Origin of the sequence: Acinetobacter sp. BD54 (genome assembly GCF_044778325.1) — a bacterium.
GTDB lineage: Bacteria > Pseudomonadota > Gammaproteobacteria > Pseudomonadales > Moraxellaceae > Acinetobacter > Acinetobacter baumannii.
The window spans coordinates 1-16,200 of record NZ_JANJEP010000013.1; the positions used below are offsets into that span (position 1 = coordinate 1).

General features: G+C 39.4%; 16 protein-coding genes and 4 tRNA genes. 1 reads left to right on the forward strand and 19 read right to left on the reverse strand.

Going from position 1 to position 16,200, the window contains the following annotated elements; translation table 11 throughout:
- From NQ782_RS16970 to NQ782_RS17060, 19 genes are all read right to left on the reverse strand, one after another.
- Positions 1–115, reverse strand: a 115-nt coding sequence (locus tag NQ782_RS16970) for a GTP-binding protein (RefSeq protein WP_041172161.1), incomplete at its 3' end; no start/stop codon positions are given.
- Positions 116–277: 162 nt separating this feature from the next.
- Positions 278–352 (reverse strand) — tRNA-Thr (locus NQ782_RS16975).
- A 13-nt stretch (positions 353–365) separates the two neighbouring features.
- A tRNA-Gly gene (locus NQ782_RS16980) sits at positions 366–441 on the reverse strand.
- 37 nt (positions 442–478) lie between these two features.
- Positions 479–562: transfer RNA gene (locus NQ782_RS16985), tRNA-Tyr, on the reverse strand.
- A 56-nt stretch (positions 563–618) separates the two neighbouring features.
- Positions 619–694, reverse strand: a tRNA-Thr gene (locus NQ782_RS16990).
- A 98-nt stretch (positions 695–792) separates the two neighbouring features.
- Positions 793–2,286, reverse strand: coding sequence for an anthranilate synthase component I (trpE, locus tag NQ782_RS16995; RefSeq protein WP_057094607.1), 1,494 nt, complete (start codon positions 2,284–2,286; stop codon positions 793–795).
- A gap of 108 nt (positions 2,287–2,394) precedes the next feature.
- A complete protein-coding gene (locus NQ782_RS17000; RefSeq protein ID WP_000109465.1) occupies positions 2,395–3,063 on the reverse strand; it encodes a phosphoglycolate phosphatase in 669 nt (222 codons plus the stop codon).
- A gap of 65 nt (positions 3,064–3,128) precedes the next feature.
- Entirely contained in the window at positions 3,129–3,758 is a 630-nt protein-coding gene (locus NQ782_RS17005) for an FHA domain-containing protein (RefSeq protein WP_031966137.1), read from the reverse strand.
- Positions 3,759–3,798: 40 nt separating this feature from the next.
- On the reverse strand, positions 3,799–6,069 hold the full coding sequence (gene gspD / locus NQ782_RS17010) for a type II secretion system secretin GspD (RefSeq protein ID WP_057094609.1): 2,271 nt from the start codon (positions 6,067–6,069) through the stop codon (positions 3,799–3,801).
- Positions 6,070–6,110: 41 nt separating this feature from the next.
- Complete coding sequence (locus tag NQ782_RS17015) at positions 6,111–6,947, reverse strand: type II secretion system protein N (protein ID WP_000870031.1); 837 nt, start codon at positions 6,945–6,947, stop codon at positions 6,111–6,113.
- Positions 6,947–7,690, reverse strand: coding sequence for a type II secretion system protein N (gspN, locus tag NQ782_RS17020; protein ID WP_000730343.1), 744 nt, complete (start codon positions 7,688–7,690; stop codon positions 6,947–6,949). Before gspN ends, NQ782_RS17015 begins: the two co-directional genes overlap by 1 nt.
- Positions 7,691–8,023: 333 nt before the next feature.
- Positions 8,024–8,350 carry an H-NS family nucleoid-associated regulatory protein gene (locus NQ782_RS17025; RefSeq protein ID WP_000801427.1) on the reverse strand — a complete coding sequence of 109 codons (327 nt, stop codon included), beginning with the start codon at positions 8,348–8,350 and terminating at the stop codon, positions 8,024–8,026.
- Between the two features lie 194 nt (positions 8,351–8,544).
- Positions 8,545–8,985, reverse strand: coding sequence for a thioesterase family protein (locus NQ782_RS17030; protein WP_000661569.1), 441 nt, complete (start codon positions 8,983–8,985; stop codon positions 8,545–8,547).
- Positions 8,986–8,992: 7 nt separating this feature from the next.
- A complete protein-coding gene (locus tag NQ782_RS17035) occupies positions 8,993–10,186 on the reverse strand; it encodes a hypothetical protein (protein WP_057093958.1) in 1,194 nt (397 codons plus the stop codon).
- Positions 10,187–10,195: 9 nt separating this feature from the next.
- Entirely contained in the window at positions 10,196–11,035 is an 840-nt protein-coding gene (locus tag NQ782_RS17040; protein WP_001230201.1) for a hypothetical protein, read from the reverse strand.
- Between the two features lie 8 nt (positions 11,036–11,043).
- Entirely contained in the window at positions 11,044–11,811 is a 768-nt protein-coding gene (locus NQ782_RS17045; protein WP_057093960.1) for a uroporphyrinogen-III synthase, read from the reverse strand.
- A 4-nt stretch (positions 11,812–11,815) separates the two neighbouring features.
- Complete coding sequence (hemC, locus tag NQ782_RS17050; RefSeq protein ID WP_031946801.1) at positions 11,816–12,733, reverse strand: hydroxymethylbilane synthase; 918 nt, start codon at positions 12,731–12,733, stop codon at positions 11,816–11,818.
- Positions 12,734–12,833: 100 nt separating this feature from the next.
- Complete coding sequence (locus NQ782_RS17055) at positions 12,834–13,574, reverse strand: LytTR family DNA-binding domain-containing protein (RefSeq protein WP_000865993.1); 741 nt, start codon at positions 13,572–13,574, stop codon at positions 12,834–12,836.
- Positions 13,575–13,634: 60 nt separating this feature from the next.
- On the reverse strand, positions 13,635–14,774 hold the full coding sequence (locus NQ782_RS17060) for a sensor histidine kinase (protein ID WP_000269791.1): 1,140 nt from the start codon (positions 14,772–14,774) through the stop codon (positions 13,635–13,637).
- Between NQ782_RS17060 and argH the strand changes: the two genes are divergently transcribed.
- The gene (gene argH / locus NQ782_RS17065) at positions 14,765–16,198 is read left to right on the forward strand and encodes an argininosuccinate lyase (RefSeq protein ID WP_000213740.1); all 1,434 of its coding nucleotides are present in this window, start codon (positions 14,765–14,767) and stop codon (positions 16,196–16,198) included. The two genes, NQ782_RS17060 and argH, sit on opposite strands and share 10 nt — an antisense overlap.
- Positions 16,199–16,200 lie beyond the last annotated feature (2 nt).

Consider the following 16,200-nt stretch of genomic DNA (forward strand, 5'->3'; position numbering starts at 1 on the left):
TTTTTGCACAAATTGTTGCAATCGCAGCAGTTAAAGTTGTTTTACCATGGTCAACGTGACCGATTGTACCCACGTTTACGTGTGGTTTATTACGTTCAAACTTGGCTTTAGCCATGATGATCTTCCTCGTTTACGTCGAACCACCTACAAATGGCGCTGAGCTAACTCAGTTTATCGACATATCGCCTAAAAAAACTAGACACCTAATACTTGAAAAGCAGACTATATAGCCTGCTTTTTGAAAACTTTGTGGAAATCCACATTAAACTTTAATATCTGGAGCTCTTATCGAGATTTGAACTCGAGACCTCTCCCTTACCAAGGGAGTGCTCTACCACTGAGCTATAAGAGCGACTATCCTTCGATGGAGCGGGAGACGAGGATCGAACTCGCGACATGCAGCTTGGAAGGCTGCCGCTCTACCAACTGAGCTACTCCCGCAACGTTGGTAATAACCACTTCACTCGAAGTTTAGAGATGGTGGTGAGAGAAGGATTCGAACCTTCGAAGCTTTCGCAACAGAGTTACAGTCTGCCCCCTTTGGCCGCTCGGGAATCTCACCAATATCGCACTTATCTACAGTGCCGTTCTTTACTCAATTAACTTAACACTTTAAAATGGTGCCGGCACACGGATTCGAACTGTGGACCTACTGATTACAAGTCAGTTGCTCTACCAACTGAGCTATGCCGGCGTTTCTTAGTGTTTCGTACGTTTCGTATCGGAACGGTGTGCAGTTTAGCAAAACTTCCAAACGATGCAAGCGGTTTTTTAAAAAAAACCGCTAAAAACTCATAAAATCAATCCGTTTGATGATAATTCAACCGCTTTGATCACTGCGCGAGCTTTTATTTGAGTTTCATTCCACTCAGATTCTGGATTTGAGTCAGCAACTAGCCCTGCACCAGCCTGTACATACACCTTTTTGTCACGGATAACACAAGTACGGATTGCAATCGACATATCCATTTCACCATGCCATCCCAAATAACCAACAGCCCCGCCAAAAACTCCCCTTTTCACAGGCTCTACTTCATCAATAATTTCCATTGCACGAATTTTTGGGGCACCTGATAACGTTCCTGCCGGAAAGGTGGCTTTAAATACATCAAGTGCATCAATATCATCACGCACTTCTCCTTGTACATTTGAAACAATATGCATGACATGTGAATAACGCTCAATCACCATTTGATCCGTGACTTGGACTTTACCTATTTTCGATACGCGCCCTACATCGTTTCGCCCAAGATCAATCAGCATTAAATGTTCAGCAATCTCTTTTTCATCAGACAGCAAATCTTTTTCTAATGCTATATCTTCTTCTTTAGTTTTACCGCGCGGTCTAGTTCCTGCCAAAGGTCGAACTGTAGCAATACCATTTTCTAAACGAGATAAAATTTCCGGTGACGAGCCAACAATATGAAATGGTTTTTTATCAGTAATCGTTTGCCCTTGAACCAAGAATAGATAAGGTGATGGATTTAAATGACGTAATGCACGGTAAACCTGTAAAGCTTCTCCATCAAAATCAGAAACCATACGCTGCCCAGGTACAACCTGCATCACATCGCCTGCACGGATATATTCTTTAACCTTCTCTACCGTCTCTAAGAATTTTGCTTTACCAGTAATTGATTCAAAATTCGGAGGCGTATGTGGTCGCGCTTGCAAACTAACTGGAGTCGCCAACAACTGTTCTAATTGATCTAATTTTTGTTGAGCGTCTTCATAAGCATTACTCTGCTCTGTATCCGCATGCACAATTAAAAATAGCGTATCTTTAAGATTGTCAAAAACAATGACTGTCTTTGAGAGCATCAACCATAAATCTGGTAGCGCAATCGGATCAGCCGCAGGTACATTCTTTAAACGTGGCTCGATATAGCGGACAGCATCGTAGCCCAAATAACCCACCAAACCGCCCGTAAAGCTTGGTAAGTCCGGTAAGAGTTTAGCCGCAGGAACTTTAAATTGTTTTTGGAATTCACGGATATATTGGAATGGGTCTAGACAATTTTGCTGTGTTACTGATCCGTCAGCATGTTGTATAGATAAAACGCCAGCGTTACAGGAAAAAACTGTTGATTCGCCTAAACCAATCATAGAGTAGCGCGCCCAGTTTTCGCCCCCTTCAACAGACTCAAATAAGTAAGCCTGTGTTTGATCCTTAAAACGAGCAAAAACAGATAATGGGGTTTCTGTATCCGCTAAACGTTGACGATAAACAGGAATGGTATTGTAACCAGCAGCCTTAAGTTGCTCGAATTGCGCTAATGTTGTCATGAATCTTCTCTAATATGGTTTCGATTTAAAAGTGTGTTTTTCTAGATTCGGTTTAGACACGCCATCGAAAAACCATACGCTTATTCATTCTTATCTCCATTTTCTTCATTAGACAATTAACTCAGCAAGACTATCAACAACTTGCTGAGGTTGGCAATCATAGATATTCTCTCCATGATTATAGCCATAGCTAACCACAATACAATCAATTCCAGCACGGCGTGCGGCTTCAATATCATTACTTGAGTCGCCAATCATTAATGATTGTGAAGCAGATATTTTTAGGCTTTCCATGCAATGCAATAATGGTAGTGGGTGAGGCTTTCTTTCAGGTAAGCTATCTCCTCCAAGTACAACTTGAAAATAAGAAGAAAGCTCTAGCGCATCCAGTAACCCTTGAGCAAGTTTGACAGGCTTATTAGTCACACATGCCATTTTGATATTTAAAGTTTGGCAATGTTTTAAAAACTCAGGTACACCTGGGTAAATTTGAGTATTCACACACAGCTCCGCACCATATACCTCTACAAATTTCTGTAATAAAACTTTATGTTGTTCAACATCTAATTTTCCAAATATATGAAGCAGAACACTTTCACAAAGTTTTGAAGCCCCTTTACCTACCCATTCCCGTATTTGTGCTTCTGTTACCGATGGCCAACTAAGTGATTGCAGACTTAAGTTCATAGACCGATATAAATCGGCAGCGGAGTCAACCAACGTTCCATCTAGGTCAAATAAAATTAAATCGCGCTTACTTAGTTGTGCAACAGACATTTTCTTCTACTCAAAATTAAAAAGGCATGCGTTTAGCATGCCTTGATTGTAAAAGCACCAACGAATTATTTAAAGAATAACCACGCCAATACAGCTAAAATCACTAAAATAATAATGGTCACTAGACCAATAGATGCATTCTTTTGCTGCTCTTTCTCTTCAGTAACCCGAGAAACTGGCTCCTCAATAGCAACAGGGGTTTGTTCTGGCTGAGGATGAATATCTACCCCTTCAGGAATCGGTGCTGGTTTTGGCACAGAAACTCGCTGAGGCATTCCATCACGACTCACTTCAGTTTCCGCTGCACGCTCCGCAATACTTGGCATACCTTGATCGCTTAAATCTTGTGTTGGTGCAGTTTGTACTGGCTCCACCTCAATTTCAGCTAAATCAGTATTTTCTTGTGCAGGGGCGAAAACTGAAAATTTTAAACTTGCGAATTGAACAATATCACCATCATGCAACTGTTTTTCTTGCTCAATACGAATATCGTTTACAAACGTACCATTCGATGAATTAAGGTCTTGCACCCATAGCGCTTGATCTTTTAACAGCAATGCTGCATGGCGTCGTGAAATTTCAGCAGCCTGTAGTAATAAATCGGCATCTTGATGACGTCCCACCAACATATCACGATCAACATTAATTTCTTGGCCAGTAAATTCACCAGTAATTGCTTGTAATTTCCAAGTCATGCCTATGTCCTATTCATTTTTTATTAATCATAACATGCTACTACGGCGCTGTGCTTGGACGCAGTGTCGTTGTTGTTACTGTATTTTTAGTACGATTAATTTCTGGATCAGGCAACTGTAGTGTTTGCTTTTGGACGGTAGGTTCTACAGCTACCGGCGTAGTTATGGTCGAACTTTTACCACCTGATGGAACCTGTTGATAATTTTTTGGCTTAGAGGCGATACTCGGCGGGGTCATTTTTTGGTTATAAATATCATCAACTTGCTCAGGTAATTTTGCAAAGTTGCCATTTTTATCCATAGCCAATTGCAAGCTATAAAGTTGATTATAGCGCTGCTGAGATAAACGGCGTACATCATTTGCATCGCCCACAATTGTTGGGTGAATAAAAACGAGAAGGTTACGTTTAGTATTGCTTCGAGTATCTGAGCGGAATAAACGTCCTAAATAAGGAATACTACTTAAACCAGGAATGCCCTGACGGTTAAACTCAACGTCATCTGAAACCAAACCACCTAAAACTACTGTTTGGCCATGTTCGGCTAATACAGCCGTTTTAATAGCACGTTTATTAGTAATTAAGTCCGCAGCTTGTCCTTTATTTGCTTGAACATTTGAAACTTCCTGTTCAATTTCAAGGCGAACTGTACCATTCTCACCAATATGAGGAATGACTTTTAATGTTACACCGACATCTTTACGCTCCACAGTTGTATAGGGATTGATACCTGTACTATTGGTAGTGACCGAACCTGTTACAAATGGAACGTTTTGACCTACAACAATATAAGCCTCCTCATTATCCATAGTCACAATAGAGGGAGTAGACAATAAATTAGAAGCTGTATTCTCTTTTAAAGCTTGGATTAGGGCTCCATAAAGTTGACGAGAACCATCTGCACCTTCTTTATATTTTCCTAATGCGATTGAGCTACCAGCACCAATTGCGCTTCCCAAACCAGCAGCTCCTCCTGTTAAATAGCCAGCTGCCAGCGAAGCTAAACTTGAACCCGCATTTGTAAAGTTAATCAAGCCTATACCACTATTAATATCACCAAGAGCCCATTGCACCCCTAACTGATCCGCATCTTTACCAGAGACTTCAATAATTGCAGCTTCGATGAGTACTTGTTGACGGCGAACGTCAAGTTGCTGAATCGCAGACTCAATTTCACGCATTAATTGGGGATCAGCTTTAACTACCAATGAGTTCTGAGCATTATCTGCAATAATACTCACACCGTTTTGATTAAAGCTGGTGATATTGTTCTGATTACTACTGTTCGAATTACCGTTTAGGTTAATTGCAGGAGTTGAAATTGAGGTACCACTTGAACCCGATGTATTTGAACCAGAATTCTGGTTATTACCAATTAAACTATTAATCGGATTCGATGAGTTAGATGAATTATTACTATTATTCGATGAAGATACTGCCTGTCCTGTGACTAAGCCTTGCAAAATTTCAGACAAGTTTTTAGCACTGGCATATTTCAAACGGAAAACTTTTAAGCCACCTAAACGATCTGCCGAAGGTACATCCAGCATCTCAATCATATGACGAATACGTTTACGTGTTTGCGGATCACCTTTTATTAAAATACGGTTTGTCCGATTATCAGCAATAATACGAATACGGGCACCACTAAAATCTTTAGATGCGCCTGTTGCGCTCATCGCTTCAAGCTGGGTAATAATTTCTTCTGCTTGGCTCGACTGAAGCGTGATCGCTTCAATATCATTTTGCCCAGTTCCATCCAAGTTACGAATAATATTTTCAAGTTGATAAATATTCGCAGCTCTATCAGAAACAATAAGTGCATTGGTTCCTGCAATTGCCGCCATATGTGCAAATTGCGGCATTAAGGGACGGAGTGCTGGAATTAAGTCATTTGGATTAGTATTTTCCAGCCAAATCACACGTGTAACGATTTGATCACCACGGACCCTATTTCTAGAATCATAAGGAATTCCCGAGTTTTTAACATTGCTATCCGGTACAAGCTTAATGGTATTACCAGAAGGAATTGCAACCACCCCGTTTACATTTAAGACCCCAAGAAATAGGTCATAAACTTCATCTTTATTTAATGGCTTATTAGAAATAACCGTGACATTACCACGTACTCTCGGATCTACAGCGAAATTTTTTCCTGTAATGTCTGCAACTTCATTAATAAAGGCAGTTAAGTCAGCATCACGTAAATTGATCTTCCATGTTTGGGCATAGGCACTGCTAGTTACTGTCGCAATCAATGGGGCTGCTGCAAGTAATGCCCAAAGTGGACGTTGATGATTCAATAAAGCCATAACTCGCGATATTTCCTAACTCTTATGGTGACGTGTTATCACTAAAAATTTTGTTGTATGGTCATCACTTGATCACCACGTTTTATTTCTATTTTTACTTGCCCTGCTCGACGAGCCTGCTCAAGTAATTGCACATCCGTTTGCCCTTGCCCAACCGTTTGACCATTCAAAGAGACAATTCGATCGCCAGGTCTTAAACCTAACTTATTTCTAAGTGCAGTCGGTGTACGTTCTGTAACTTCATAGCCTTCACCTGAGTTACCACTTACCCCCATATCTCGGAGATACTGCTCTCGGTTACCTTGCATCTGCTGGATCGCTTGTCCCAATGCCTGTTGGGCCGTATTCATAGGCTCTGTAGGTTGAGACGGTGTAGCACTTTGTTGTGAAGCATCCGGAGTCATCGGTTGATATAAACCATTTGGCAAACCTTTGAACTGAAGTTCACGGGTACTGCCATTTCCTTGACTCAACACAACATGATCCCAATACACCTCTGCCAATTGGTAAGAAGTTGAACCAATGGTTTCACCAACTCGATAACGCTCAGCAGTATTATCAATTTTAATAACAGCAGAGGAAAACCGGTTTGGATAGCCGACCATTACACCCTGCAATTCTAAATTCACGCTTTCTTGAGCCGCATTGGCAGAAGGTTCGTTAAAAAGTGAAAAAGTACTAATATTTGGTATTTGTGGTTGTTGAGAACCGAGTTCTACCCGATCAAATTGCATCAGTTGAGGAGGCGCAATCACCAACCAAAAAAAAGAAGCGAGTTTCCAGCATAACCATAAAATTAAAATGGCAAGGACCACTACACTCAGTCGATCTAATTTTTGCCATTGCAATTGCTGTAATTTATCAATCCATACTTTCATTAGTTGCCACCTTGTAATAATGGTTGGCGAGAACTAATAACAAAAGTATCCAAACCGGCTTTACCGTCATATGATGGAACATTGAGTAATAAACGCTGTGTGAGCTGAACATCCAGCATCATATTGGCATCTAGTAAAAGATTGGCCATTTTTTGATTACGCTGATCACGGATGTCCACTTGTAGCTGTCCGTTCTGGTCAGTTAATTGCCCGCTTAAAGAAGGCATATTCATACGATCTTGACGATCACCAATATTATAAATGAGCGCCCCACCACCCCAATGCAATTGCCCATCAACTGCCGCAAAGCCTTGCTCTTTTTTATAATTAAACTGGATATCTTTAAGTTGAATACTGTTTACAGGCCATTGCCAATTTACAATTTGCTTCAGTGTTTCAGGAGCAATCTGGCCATTCATATCCCTTACAATAACTTTTTTTCCAAAACCATACGCCATAATCCCCGTTAATTGCGTATTACCACTATGAATATCAACATCTGCAGCAAAGCGTAATAAAAGTAAGTCTAGCGGTCTCGTTTTCCAGTGGATAGTGCCTCGTAACGCTCCACGGTGCCAGTCTGCCTGCCCCTGCCAGATATTGCCACTTACATTATGGACAGTTTGATTATTCTTTGAAAATTTAGAGATAAGCCAAGTCGCCGGAATCTGTAAAATAATAAAAATTAAAAATGCAATGAGGGCAAAAAACCACCACTTCCATTGCTTAGACTTTTTCTTCATTCAGCCTTACCAACATGCAAATTATCATCCTTATATGAGAGTTCCTCTCTAGTCTGACATTATGCATACTTTTTCAACATCGCCAATTCACTTCATATAAAAAAACCAAGCAATCGGGCTTGGCGTCTCGCTAAAGACTATAAGTTGAACGTATGACAAAATCATGAAAATTACGATTGATCTTGCTAAATGAAAATTTAGTCTCAACAATGCTCTTAATTAGGAACTCAAGCACCTTATTGAATATTCATATTTAAAATAAAATTTTTTTTTAATTCTTTTAAAAATAAAAAAGCCAAGCAGAATCGCTTGGCTTTTTAAGAGGCAATACAATTAGATTAAGAAATCTTCAAGTTTTGCACCTTTTTCAATTTCAGCAACTAACCAACGTGGTTGTTTACCGCGACCAGTCCAAGTCTCTTCAGCATTGTTTTTGTTACGGTAACGTGGTTCTACAGATTTACGTGTTGTTTTCTTACGTTTTTGAGCGCCAAATTCTAGAAGCTGTTCAACACTAAAACCTACATTTTCAGCAATTTCGATAATTTGATTATAAGCATCTTCGATTGCTTGATCTTTTTTGCTTGCAATTAAAGCTTCTGCTTCTTCTTGTAAGCGTTTTAACTCTTCAACAGATAATTCACTAATATCCGGTTTCATTAATAAATACTCCAGTCTTACTGACAATTCAAATAATACAGACAAAATTTAAAAACATTAAATCATAACCAATAGTATTTATAATCTATTCAATAAGCAATAGTTTGAAAGTCAAGTTCATCAGAATAACGCTATAAATTTACTTTTTAATTACATTAGTAATTATAATTGTAATATATTTTCTTAATATTTATTTAAGCTAAATGTATTAAATCATGCCCAACTGATTTTTCTAATTCAATAATTTTACTTTTTACTTCACTTGGTATTTCACATTTTAATCCTGTCATTTTATTCACACAAACCATAACTGCTTCACCTGTAGCAACGATTTGCTGCTGAGATTCACTCCATAATATATAAGCCATACGGAACGCGCTCTTACGTAGCTCTTCTACACGAACCCCTACTTTCAATACATCTGGATAAAACACAGGTTTTAAATATTTGCACTGACTTGAAGCAACAACAGTATATATATTTGGAGTCAATATATTTACATTTTCCATATATAAAATACGTGAGCTTTCAATATATCTATAATATTGCACATTATTGACATGACCAAAAGCATCCATATCTCCCCATGCTACTTTCTGGTCGTATATTACAGGGTAGACAGACAGTTCTTTCATTTTTACCTCAGATTTTAAATTTTAAAAAATTCGCATCATTTTCAAAGATTAGGTTTAACTGTTTGATTAACTCATCATCTTCTTTTAAGGTTGATTTAATACGTAAATAGCTCATTAAAATATTATCTGGATATAAACTTAATAATATTTCTGCTTCAGCTTGACGACCTGTTGCCATGTAAACATGCCATTTTGCAAATGTTAAAACTGGCAAATTCATATATTGAGATTCAAATTGATTAATCTTTTCTTCGACATCGGCATAGTCAGGAACCTGCTTAAGCAATTGTTGCTGAAACCATAAGTAAAATACTTCCGGATCGAATTGCTCTTTGAGTAAATGCAAGGTTAATGCTTCATGCTGAATACTCATTTCTGGCATACGGGCCAAAAGTTTTAACCATAACAATTTACTGCTATAAGGTCTGGTTTGAATTTCTGACTCTAAATCCAGATAGCGCTGTTGCAGTGCTTGTAAATCATCAATTGAAGCTTGATCAAACTGTTGAAGTAATTGTTGTAACCATAAATCACGATGTTCAGCGTCCAACAAACCATATTTCATAGAACGCAAGTATACCCATGGTTGTTGTAAAGCAAGCTGGCCCCAAAGCGCCGTTAAACGTTGTTGATATGCTGTCTCAATCTCTTCAAGCCATGGCGATAACTGATGCTGATATAAAAACTCAAGATGGGTTAAGGCACGTTCAGCTTCGTTTTGTGCCAAGAATATTTCAATACGCTGTAATTCTGCTAACTCAAAAGCCATTGGGGGGGATTGATCCAAGGCCTCTAAAGCTTTTTGGTAATCTCCACTTAAAACTAGAAATTTGGCATCAATAATATTTTTTAGAAGGCCTGATTGAGTAAAAACACGTTCGATAAATACCCGTTGATCTTCAGCAGCCTCTAATAACCAGACAATACCTAATTGTTCATACGGATGAAGGTTTTTAAACTGAAAAATATTCTCTCTCTTTCTTTGTTCCCGAGAAGAATAACGCTTAATCCAAAGCCATATCACCTGAGCAATAAAGCTCATCACAACAAACGTAAAGACTAATCCCCATACATTTGTTTGCAATTGTAATTGCCGCCAGTAAATATAGACATAACCCATACCATAGCCATAACTGAATAAGGCCAAGGCTGCAAACAGGATTAAGCTAATTAAAAAGTAAACCCACAGGAGATGCTTCATATGTCCTCCTTATGAGCCGATTAGACCAAGTGTCGATAATTTAGGAACAGGCACTACTGATAAATGTGCCACTTTAGCAATACGGTTTTTGAGTTGTTGGCTAGTTGCATCGGGTAATTCATTTAGTTTTTGCATTACAGTCTGCAACTCATTTTGATATTCAGCCATTTTTCCTTGGTTTAAAGCTTGCTCAGCAATTAATAGCCTTAATTGCACTTCTTTAAGCACTACACTTCGGTTCATTAAATTAATAGACGGCGTTTCTACTTTCTCAATACGGAACCATTTTTTCCACCATGACACAGCCTCGGATTGGTCCATCTCAAATTTAGGCTGCTTTAAGGCTTGCTGAATATTTTTATCAATATTCTGAAGTAAATCATCAATGAGTTGATGTCGCTGATTTTGAGCAAGCACAAACTGTTGAATGGCCTGCTTATCTTGCTCAAGAGCCTGATTTAAGCTGTGTTGTAATGCGGGAGCAATTCCATATTGTGGTAGGGTCTGCTGTAGTTGGGTTAGATGATCTACAGCATAAATAAATTGCTGTTGGTCAATTGCAAACTGGATTAACTCTAATTTTTGTTTAATTAATACGGTCGGTGCAATTCCGGTTTGAACAACTTCAGTCGTTGCTAAAGGTGTTGTTTTAGAATTATGACTTGGTTGATTTTGAATTTGTCTTTGCAAAGCAACCAATTGATCATTCAAATTGGCATATTGCTGTTCAGATTGTAGCAAGCTTTGCTGAAGTTCAGGAACGGTACGAGAAATTTGCCACATATCGTAGCTGAGCTTAGCCACCCAAGCGATGCCCAGCAAAATGATGATAGAAACAAGTTTTCTCATACGAATCCTTATAATGCCTGAATGTGATGAATCATCCCCGAAGGCGATAAATTTTCAAGTTGAATAATGTGAAAATGAGCTTGTTGCTGATCGCGATAGTCTTTAACAAGTTGAAAAAGGCGTGGTCCTAAAACTAAATATACGCAATCAGGTTGTGCCTTATTTTTTAAACAAAGCTCTAACCAGTATTTCCAGCTCGCCTCACTGGTAATTAAGACGAGCCATTTATCTAAATTATAATTTGAATTCTGTGTCAGATGTTTGAATATCGAATATGAAGCTTGCGGACACTGCCGGCGATATAGAACAAAATTTAAAATCTGAATTCCTTGCTGTTGCAAAGTTTCCATCATAAATTGACGGCCGCCTTCACCTCTCCAAAAAGCTACACTACCTGATTTTTGCATACGATGAAGAAGAGGCAAGTTAAGCATTCCCTCGGAAGTTTCAACCTCAGGAACATGCGCTTCAATCCCATAGTCGTGAAGACGATTAGCCGTCGCCTGCCCCACCGCAATCCATTGAATATGTTTTAGCTCATCTATTTTTAAACCACTTTGTGTTAAATACTGCATCCCCACATCAACAGCAGTGGGACTAACCACTACAATCGCTTGTGCGCCAGTTAACTGCTGATAGAGTTGAGAGAGTGATTCTGAAAAAGGTTGAGCAACCAGTTCTAAAAGAGGTAAAGACTCGACCTGAAACCCCTTATTCTGCAAAGCATGAGTTAATTCAGCCGCACGCGAGTCAGGTCGGGTATTAATAAACAACATAGCGTTAGTAGAGGGCCTTTAATAAATCACCAGCGCCTTGATCAAGTAAGTTCCGAGCAAGGTTTTCACCTAATTGCTGAGCATTATTCGCTTCATCTGTAAGCTCAGCCCGTAATAATGTTTGCCCATCAACACTACCTACACGGCCTTCAATATGAATTTTTCCATCTTGTAATGTTGCATAACCTGCAATCGGCACCTGACAACCACCTTCAAGATAGGCATTGAATGCTCGCTCAGCACGTACACATACATCTGTCTCTGGGTGTAGAAGTGGCTGAATTAAAGCCAACACTTCTTGGTCATCTGCACGGCATTCCAAACCAAGAGCGCCCTGACCAACCGCAGGCAAACTTACACTTGGCTCGATACAGTGGCGAATGCGTTCTGCCAATCCTAAACGTTTTAAACCAGCACTCGCCAAGATAATAGCATCATATTGACCATCGTCTAGCTTCGCTAAGCGGGTACCGACATTACCACGTAAATCAATAATTTGTAGATCTGGACGTTGTTTTAAAATTTGTGATTTACGACGTAAACTTGAGGTGCCAACTTTTGCTCCCTGCGGCAAATCAGCAAATTTTTCAAATTTATTCGAAACAAAAGCATCTAACGGATCTTCACGTTCGCAAATTACGGCCAAAGTTAAACCTTCTGGTAACGCCATCGGAACATCTTTCATTGAATGTACAGCAAGATCCGCACGACCATCTAAAAGTGCTGCTTCCAATTCTTTAACGAACAACCCTTTGCCACCAATTTTTGCTAAAGGTGTATCTAAAATTTTATCGCCCTGCGTGACAAACTTAACCAACTCCACCGTTAAATCTGGGTGAAGCTCCTGTAAACGGGCACGAATATGTTCTGCCTGCCAAAGAGCAAGTGGGCTTTGTCGTGTAGCAATTTTCAAGGTTTTCATAAATTCAAGCATGGGCTGGTCAAACAATACACCCTAAACTTAACTTGATCCCTTAAAATTGCAAGTAAAATCTCACAAGCAAAAATAAGATGAATACAGGTTAAAGTTGGTGTATCCGTTCTCTAAGGGTAGATAAATGACGGCGGCTTACGGAAAGTCTTTCATCTAAGCCACGTAAGCGAACCTGATATTGGCCCGAACTTACTAGCTCTAAACCATCTAAATAAGCAATCGAGACCAATGCATTACGGTGAATACGGATGAACTGATCCGCGAACTCAGTTTCAAGTTCTTTAAGTGTTTCGTCAATCAATACGCTGCCATTTTTATGACGTACCGTGACATATTTCTGATCTGCTAAAAAGTAATAGATATTTTCAACAGGAATTAGCTCAACCCCACGATAGGTTTTAGCAGCAATTTGATGACGTTGTGTTTTTAAATCCTGTAAAAGCTCAGGTTTAGGCAAAGCGCTGAGCTGCGCTTGCGTTAGCTGGGTTAATTGCTTAAATGTCTGCTCCAGCTCTTGAGGATCAATGGGCTTAAGAAGATAAGCTTGTGCTTGTGACTTAAATGCCTCCAATGCATGCTGATCATAAGCTGTGCAAAACACTATGGCAGGTCGAGGATTAAGTTGGCTTAATTGCTCCGCACAGACGAGACCATTCATACCCGGCATCTGGATATCAAGTAAAATCACATCTGGGTGATGAAGCCGTGCCTGTTCCAAGGCATCTTGGCCATGATGAGCTGTTGCAACAACCTCATGTCCCATCTTTGAAACTAAACGTGACAATCGTTCCACTGCAAGTGGTTCGTCATCACAAATTAGCACCTTCATTCATCCTCCTTATCACCGTTAACTTGGTCCATTTTTTTATGGTTAACTCTGACTGACTTATTATTTTGATTGGTATTGATAGCTCATAATAGTGGTATATAAAGCCTCACCCTTATATACCTGGAATCTCACTGAATTCCCATAATACGCTTTTAAGCGCTGTTTAACATTTTCAAGAGCGATTCCATGCCCTTTCCGTGAATTTATTGTATCGTGTGTATAAGGGTTGGTAATGACTATACTGACCTGATTTTGCAATATTTCAACCAATACCCCAATGGTTGCTTTACCCATCATTGGTTCTACCCCATGAAAAATACTATTCTCTAATAAAGGTTGTAATGTCAATAAAGGAATAGTGACCTGTTTTAATTGCAAAGGTTCAATTTCCACTTTCCATTCGACTTTTAAACGCTCGCCCAAACGTATTTGCTCAATCATTAAATATTGTTTACTAAGCTCAATTTCTTCATGCAAGCTCACTAATTTTAATTCTTGAAAACTCGCCCTAAACAGTCGTGACAGGCTAATTAACATACTTTCTGCTTTATCTGGATCTATCGTTATTAAACTCACCACATTATTTAGACTATTAAATAAAAAATGAGGATGAATGCGAGCCTGCATTGCCTGAATACGGGCATTTAATTCTGCATATTGTTGGTGTAACCATTGTTCTCGAACATATAAATAACGCAGACAAAAGGCCCCTAATAATATTCCATAACTTAAATATAAAGGGACATTGGTAAAATAAATGCTCCAGTCCTGCGCTATAACAGATGTTTTTTTCAAAACTCCAAACTGAAAAAAATTGCTTATTATGGTGGTTACCACAACTATCGCTTGCAGCATAACAAAGCCAATTATCAAAGCATATTTTTGCTGTAGCTGACTAAAAAAATCCTGAAAATGTTCAACCAAGGCAAAAAAAGACAAAATCACCCAGTTAATAAAAACGATGTATTGTAAAAGACGTGAGCCGTTTAATGCATGCCAAGACTGTGCTTCAGCCAAAGCTAAAACCAGAGCTAAAACATTACTTGCGATAATTAATTCTAATAAATGTTGCCAACGATCAATTTTCGTAAAAAAATAGGAGGAATTTTGATTTCGATATGCTGTAGAAAACAACTTTGTTTGTTGAGCTTCGGCAAGTGATATACTCTTTTTTATTTTACTGAGCCACCATGACCACATCTTCAAATCCCCCTAATTCAGCAGCCCCAAACCAAACCTCAGGTATGTGGGGTGGTCGTTTTTCTGAAGCGACGGATGCTTTTGTAGCCGAATTTACCGCCTCTGTTCAATTTGACCAGCGTTTTTATAAGCAAGACATCGCTGGTTCTATTGCGCATGCTACCATGCTTGCGAAAGTTGGCGTACTGACAGAAGCAGAACGAGACGACATTATTGAAGGTTTAAGCACCATTCGTGCAGAAATTGAAGCTGGAACTTTTGAATGGCGTATCGATCTTGAAGATGTTCACATGAACATTGAATCACGTTTGACTCAACGTATCGGTATTACAGGTAAAAAACTTCACACTGGCCGTAGCCGTAACGACCAAGTTGCAACTGATATCCGTCTTTATCTCCGCGATGAAATTGACGACATTTTAGGCTTATTAGAGCGTTTACAAAAAGGTTTGTTGGGCTTGGCTGCCAAAAATGTAAATACTATTATGCCTGGCTTTACACACTTACAAACAGCTCAACCGGTAACTTTCGGCCATCACTTGTTGGCATGGTTTGAAATGTTAGTTCGTGATACTGAACGTCTTCAAGACTGCCGTAAGCGTGTTAACCGTATGCCACTTGGGTCTGCGGCTCTCGCTGGTACAACTTACCCGATTGACCGTGCTTATACAGCAGAGTTACTAGGCTTCGAAGCTGTATCTGAAAACTCTCTTGATGCTGTATCTGACCGTGATTTTGCTATCGAATTTAATGCAGCAGCATCTTTAATCATGATGCATTTATCGCGTATGTCTGAAGAACTTATTCTTTGGACTTCTGCACAGTTTAAATTCGTAAATATTCCTGATCGCTTCTGTACTGGTTCTTCAATCATGCCGCAGAAGAAAAACCCTGATGTTCCAGAACTCATCCGTGGTAAATCTGGCCGCGTATTTGGTGACTTAATTAGCTTACTTACGCTTATGAAAGGTCAACCACTGGCTTACAACAAAGACAACCAAGAAGATAAAGAACCTTTATTTGATGCCATTGATACCGTCCGTGGTTCACTCATGGCGTTTGCTGACATGATCCCTGCATTGGTTCCAAATGTTGAAATCATGCGTGAAGCTGCTCTTCGCGGATTCTCTACAGCAACTGACCTGGCTGACTATTTAGTGAAAAAAGGCGTTGCGTTCCGTGATGCGCATGAAATTGTAGGTAAAGCTGTTGCATTAGGTGTTGCTGAAGAAAAAGATTTATCTGAGTTAACACTTGAGCAATTACAACAATTCTCTGACCTAATTACAGCAGATGTATTTGATAAAGCTTTGACACTAGAAGCTTCGGTAAATGCACGTGATCATATTGGCGGAACTTCACCAAAACAGGTTGAAGCTGCGATTGCACGTGCCCATAAACGTCTAGAACAGTTATACGCTTAAGG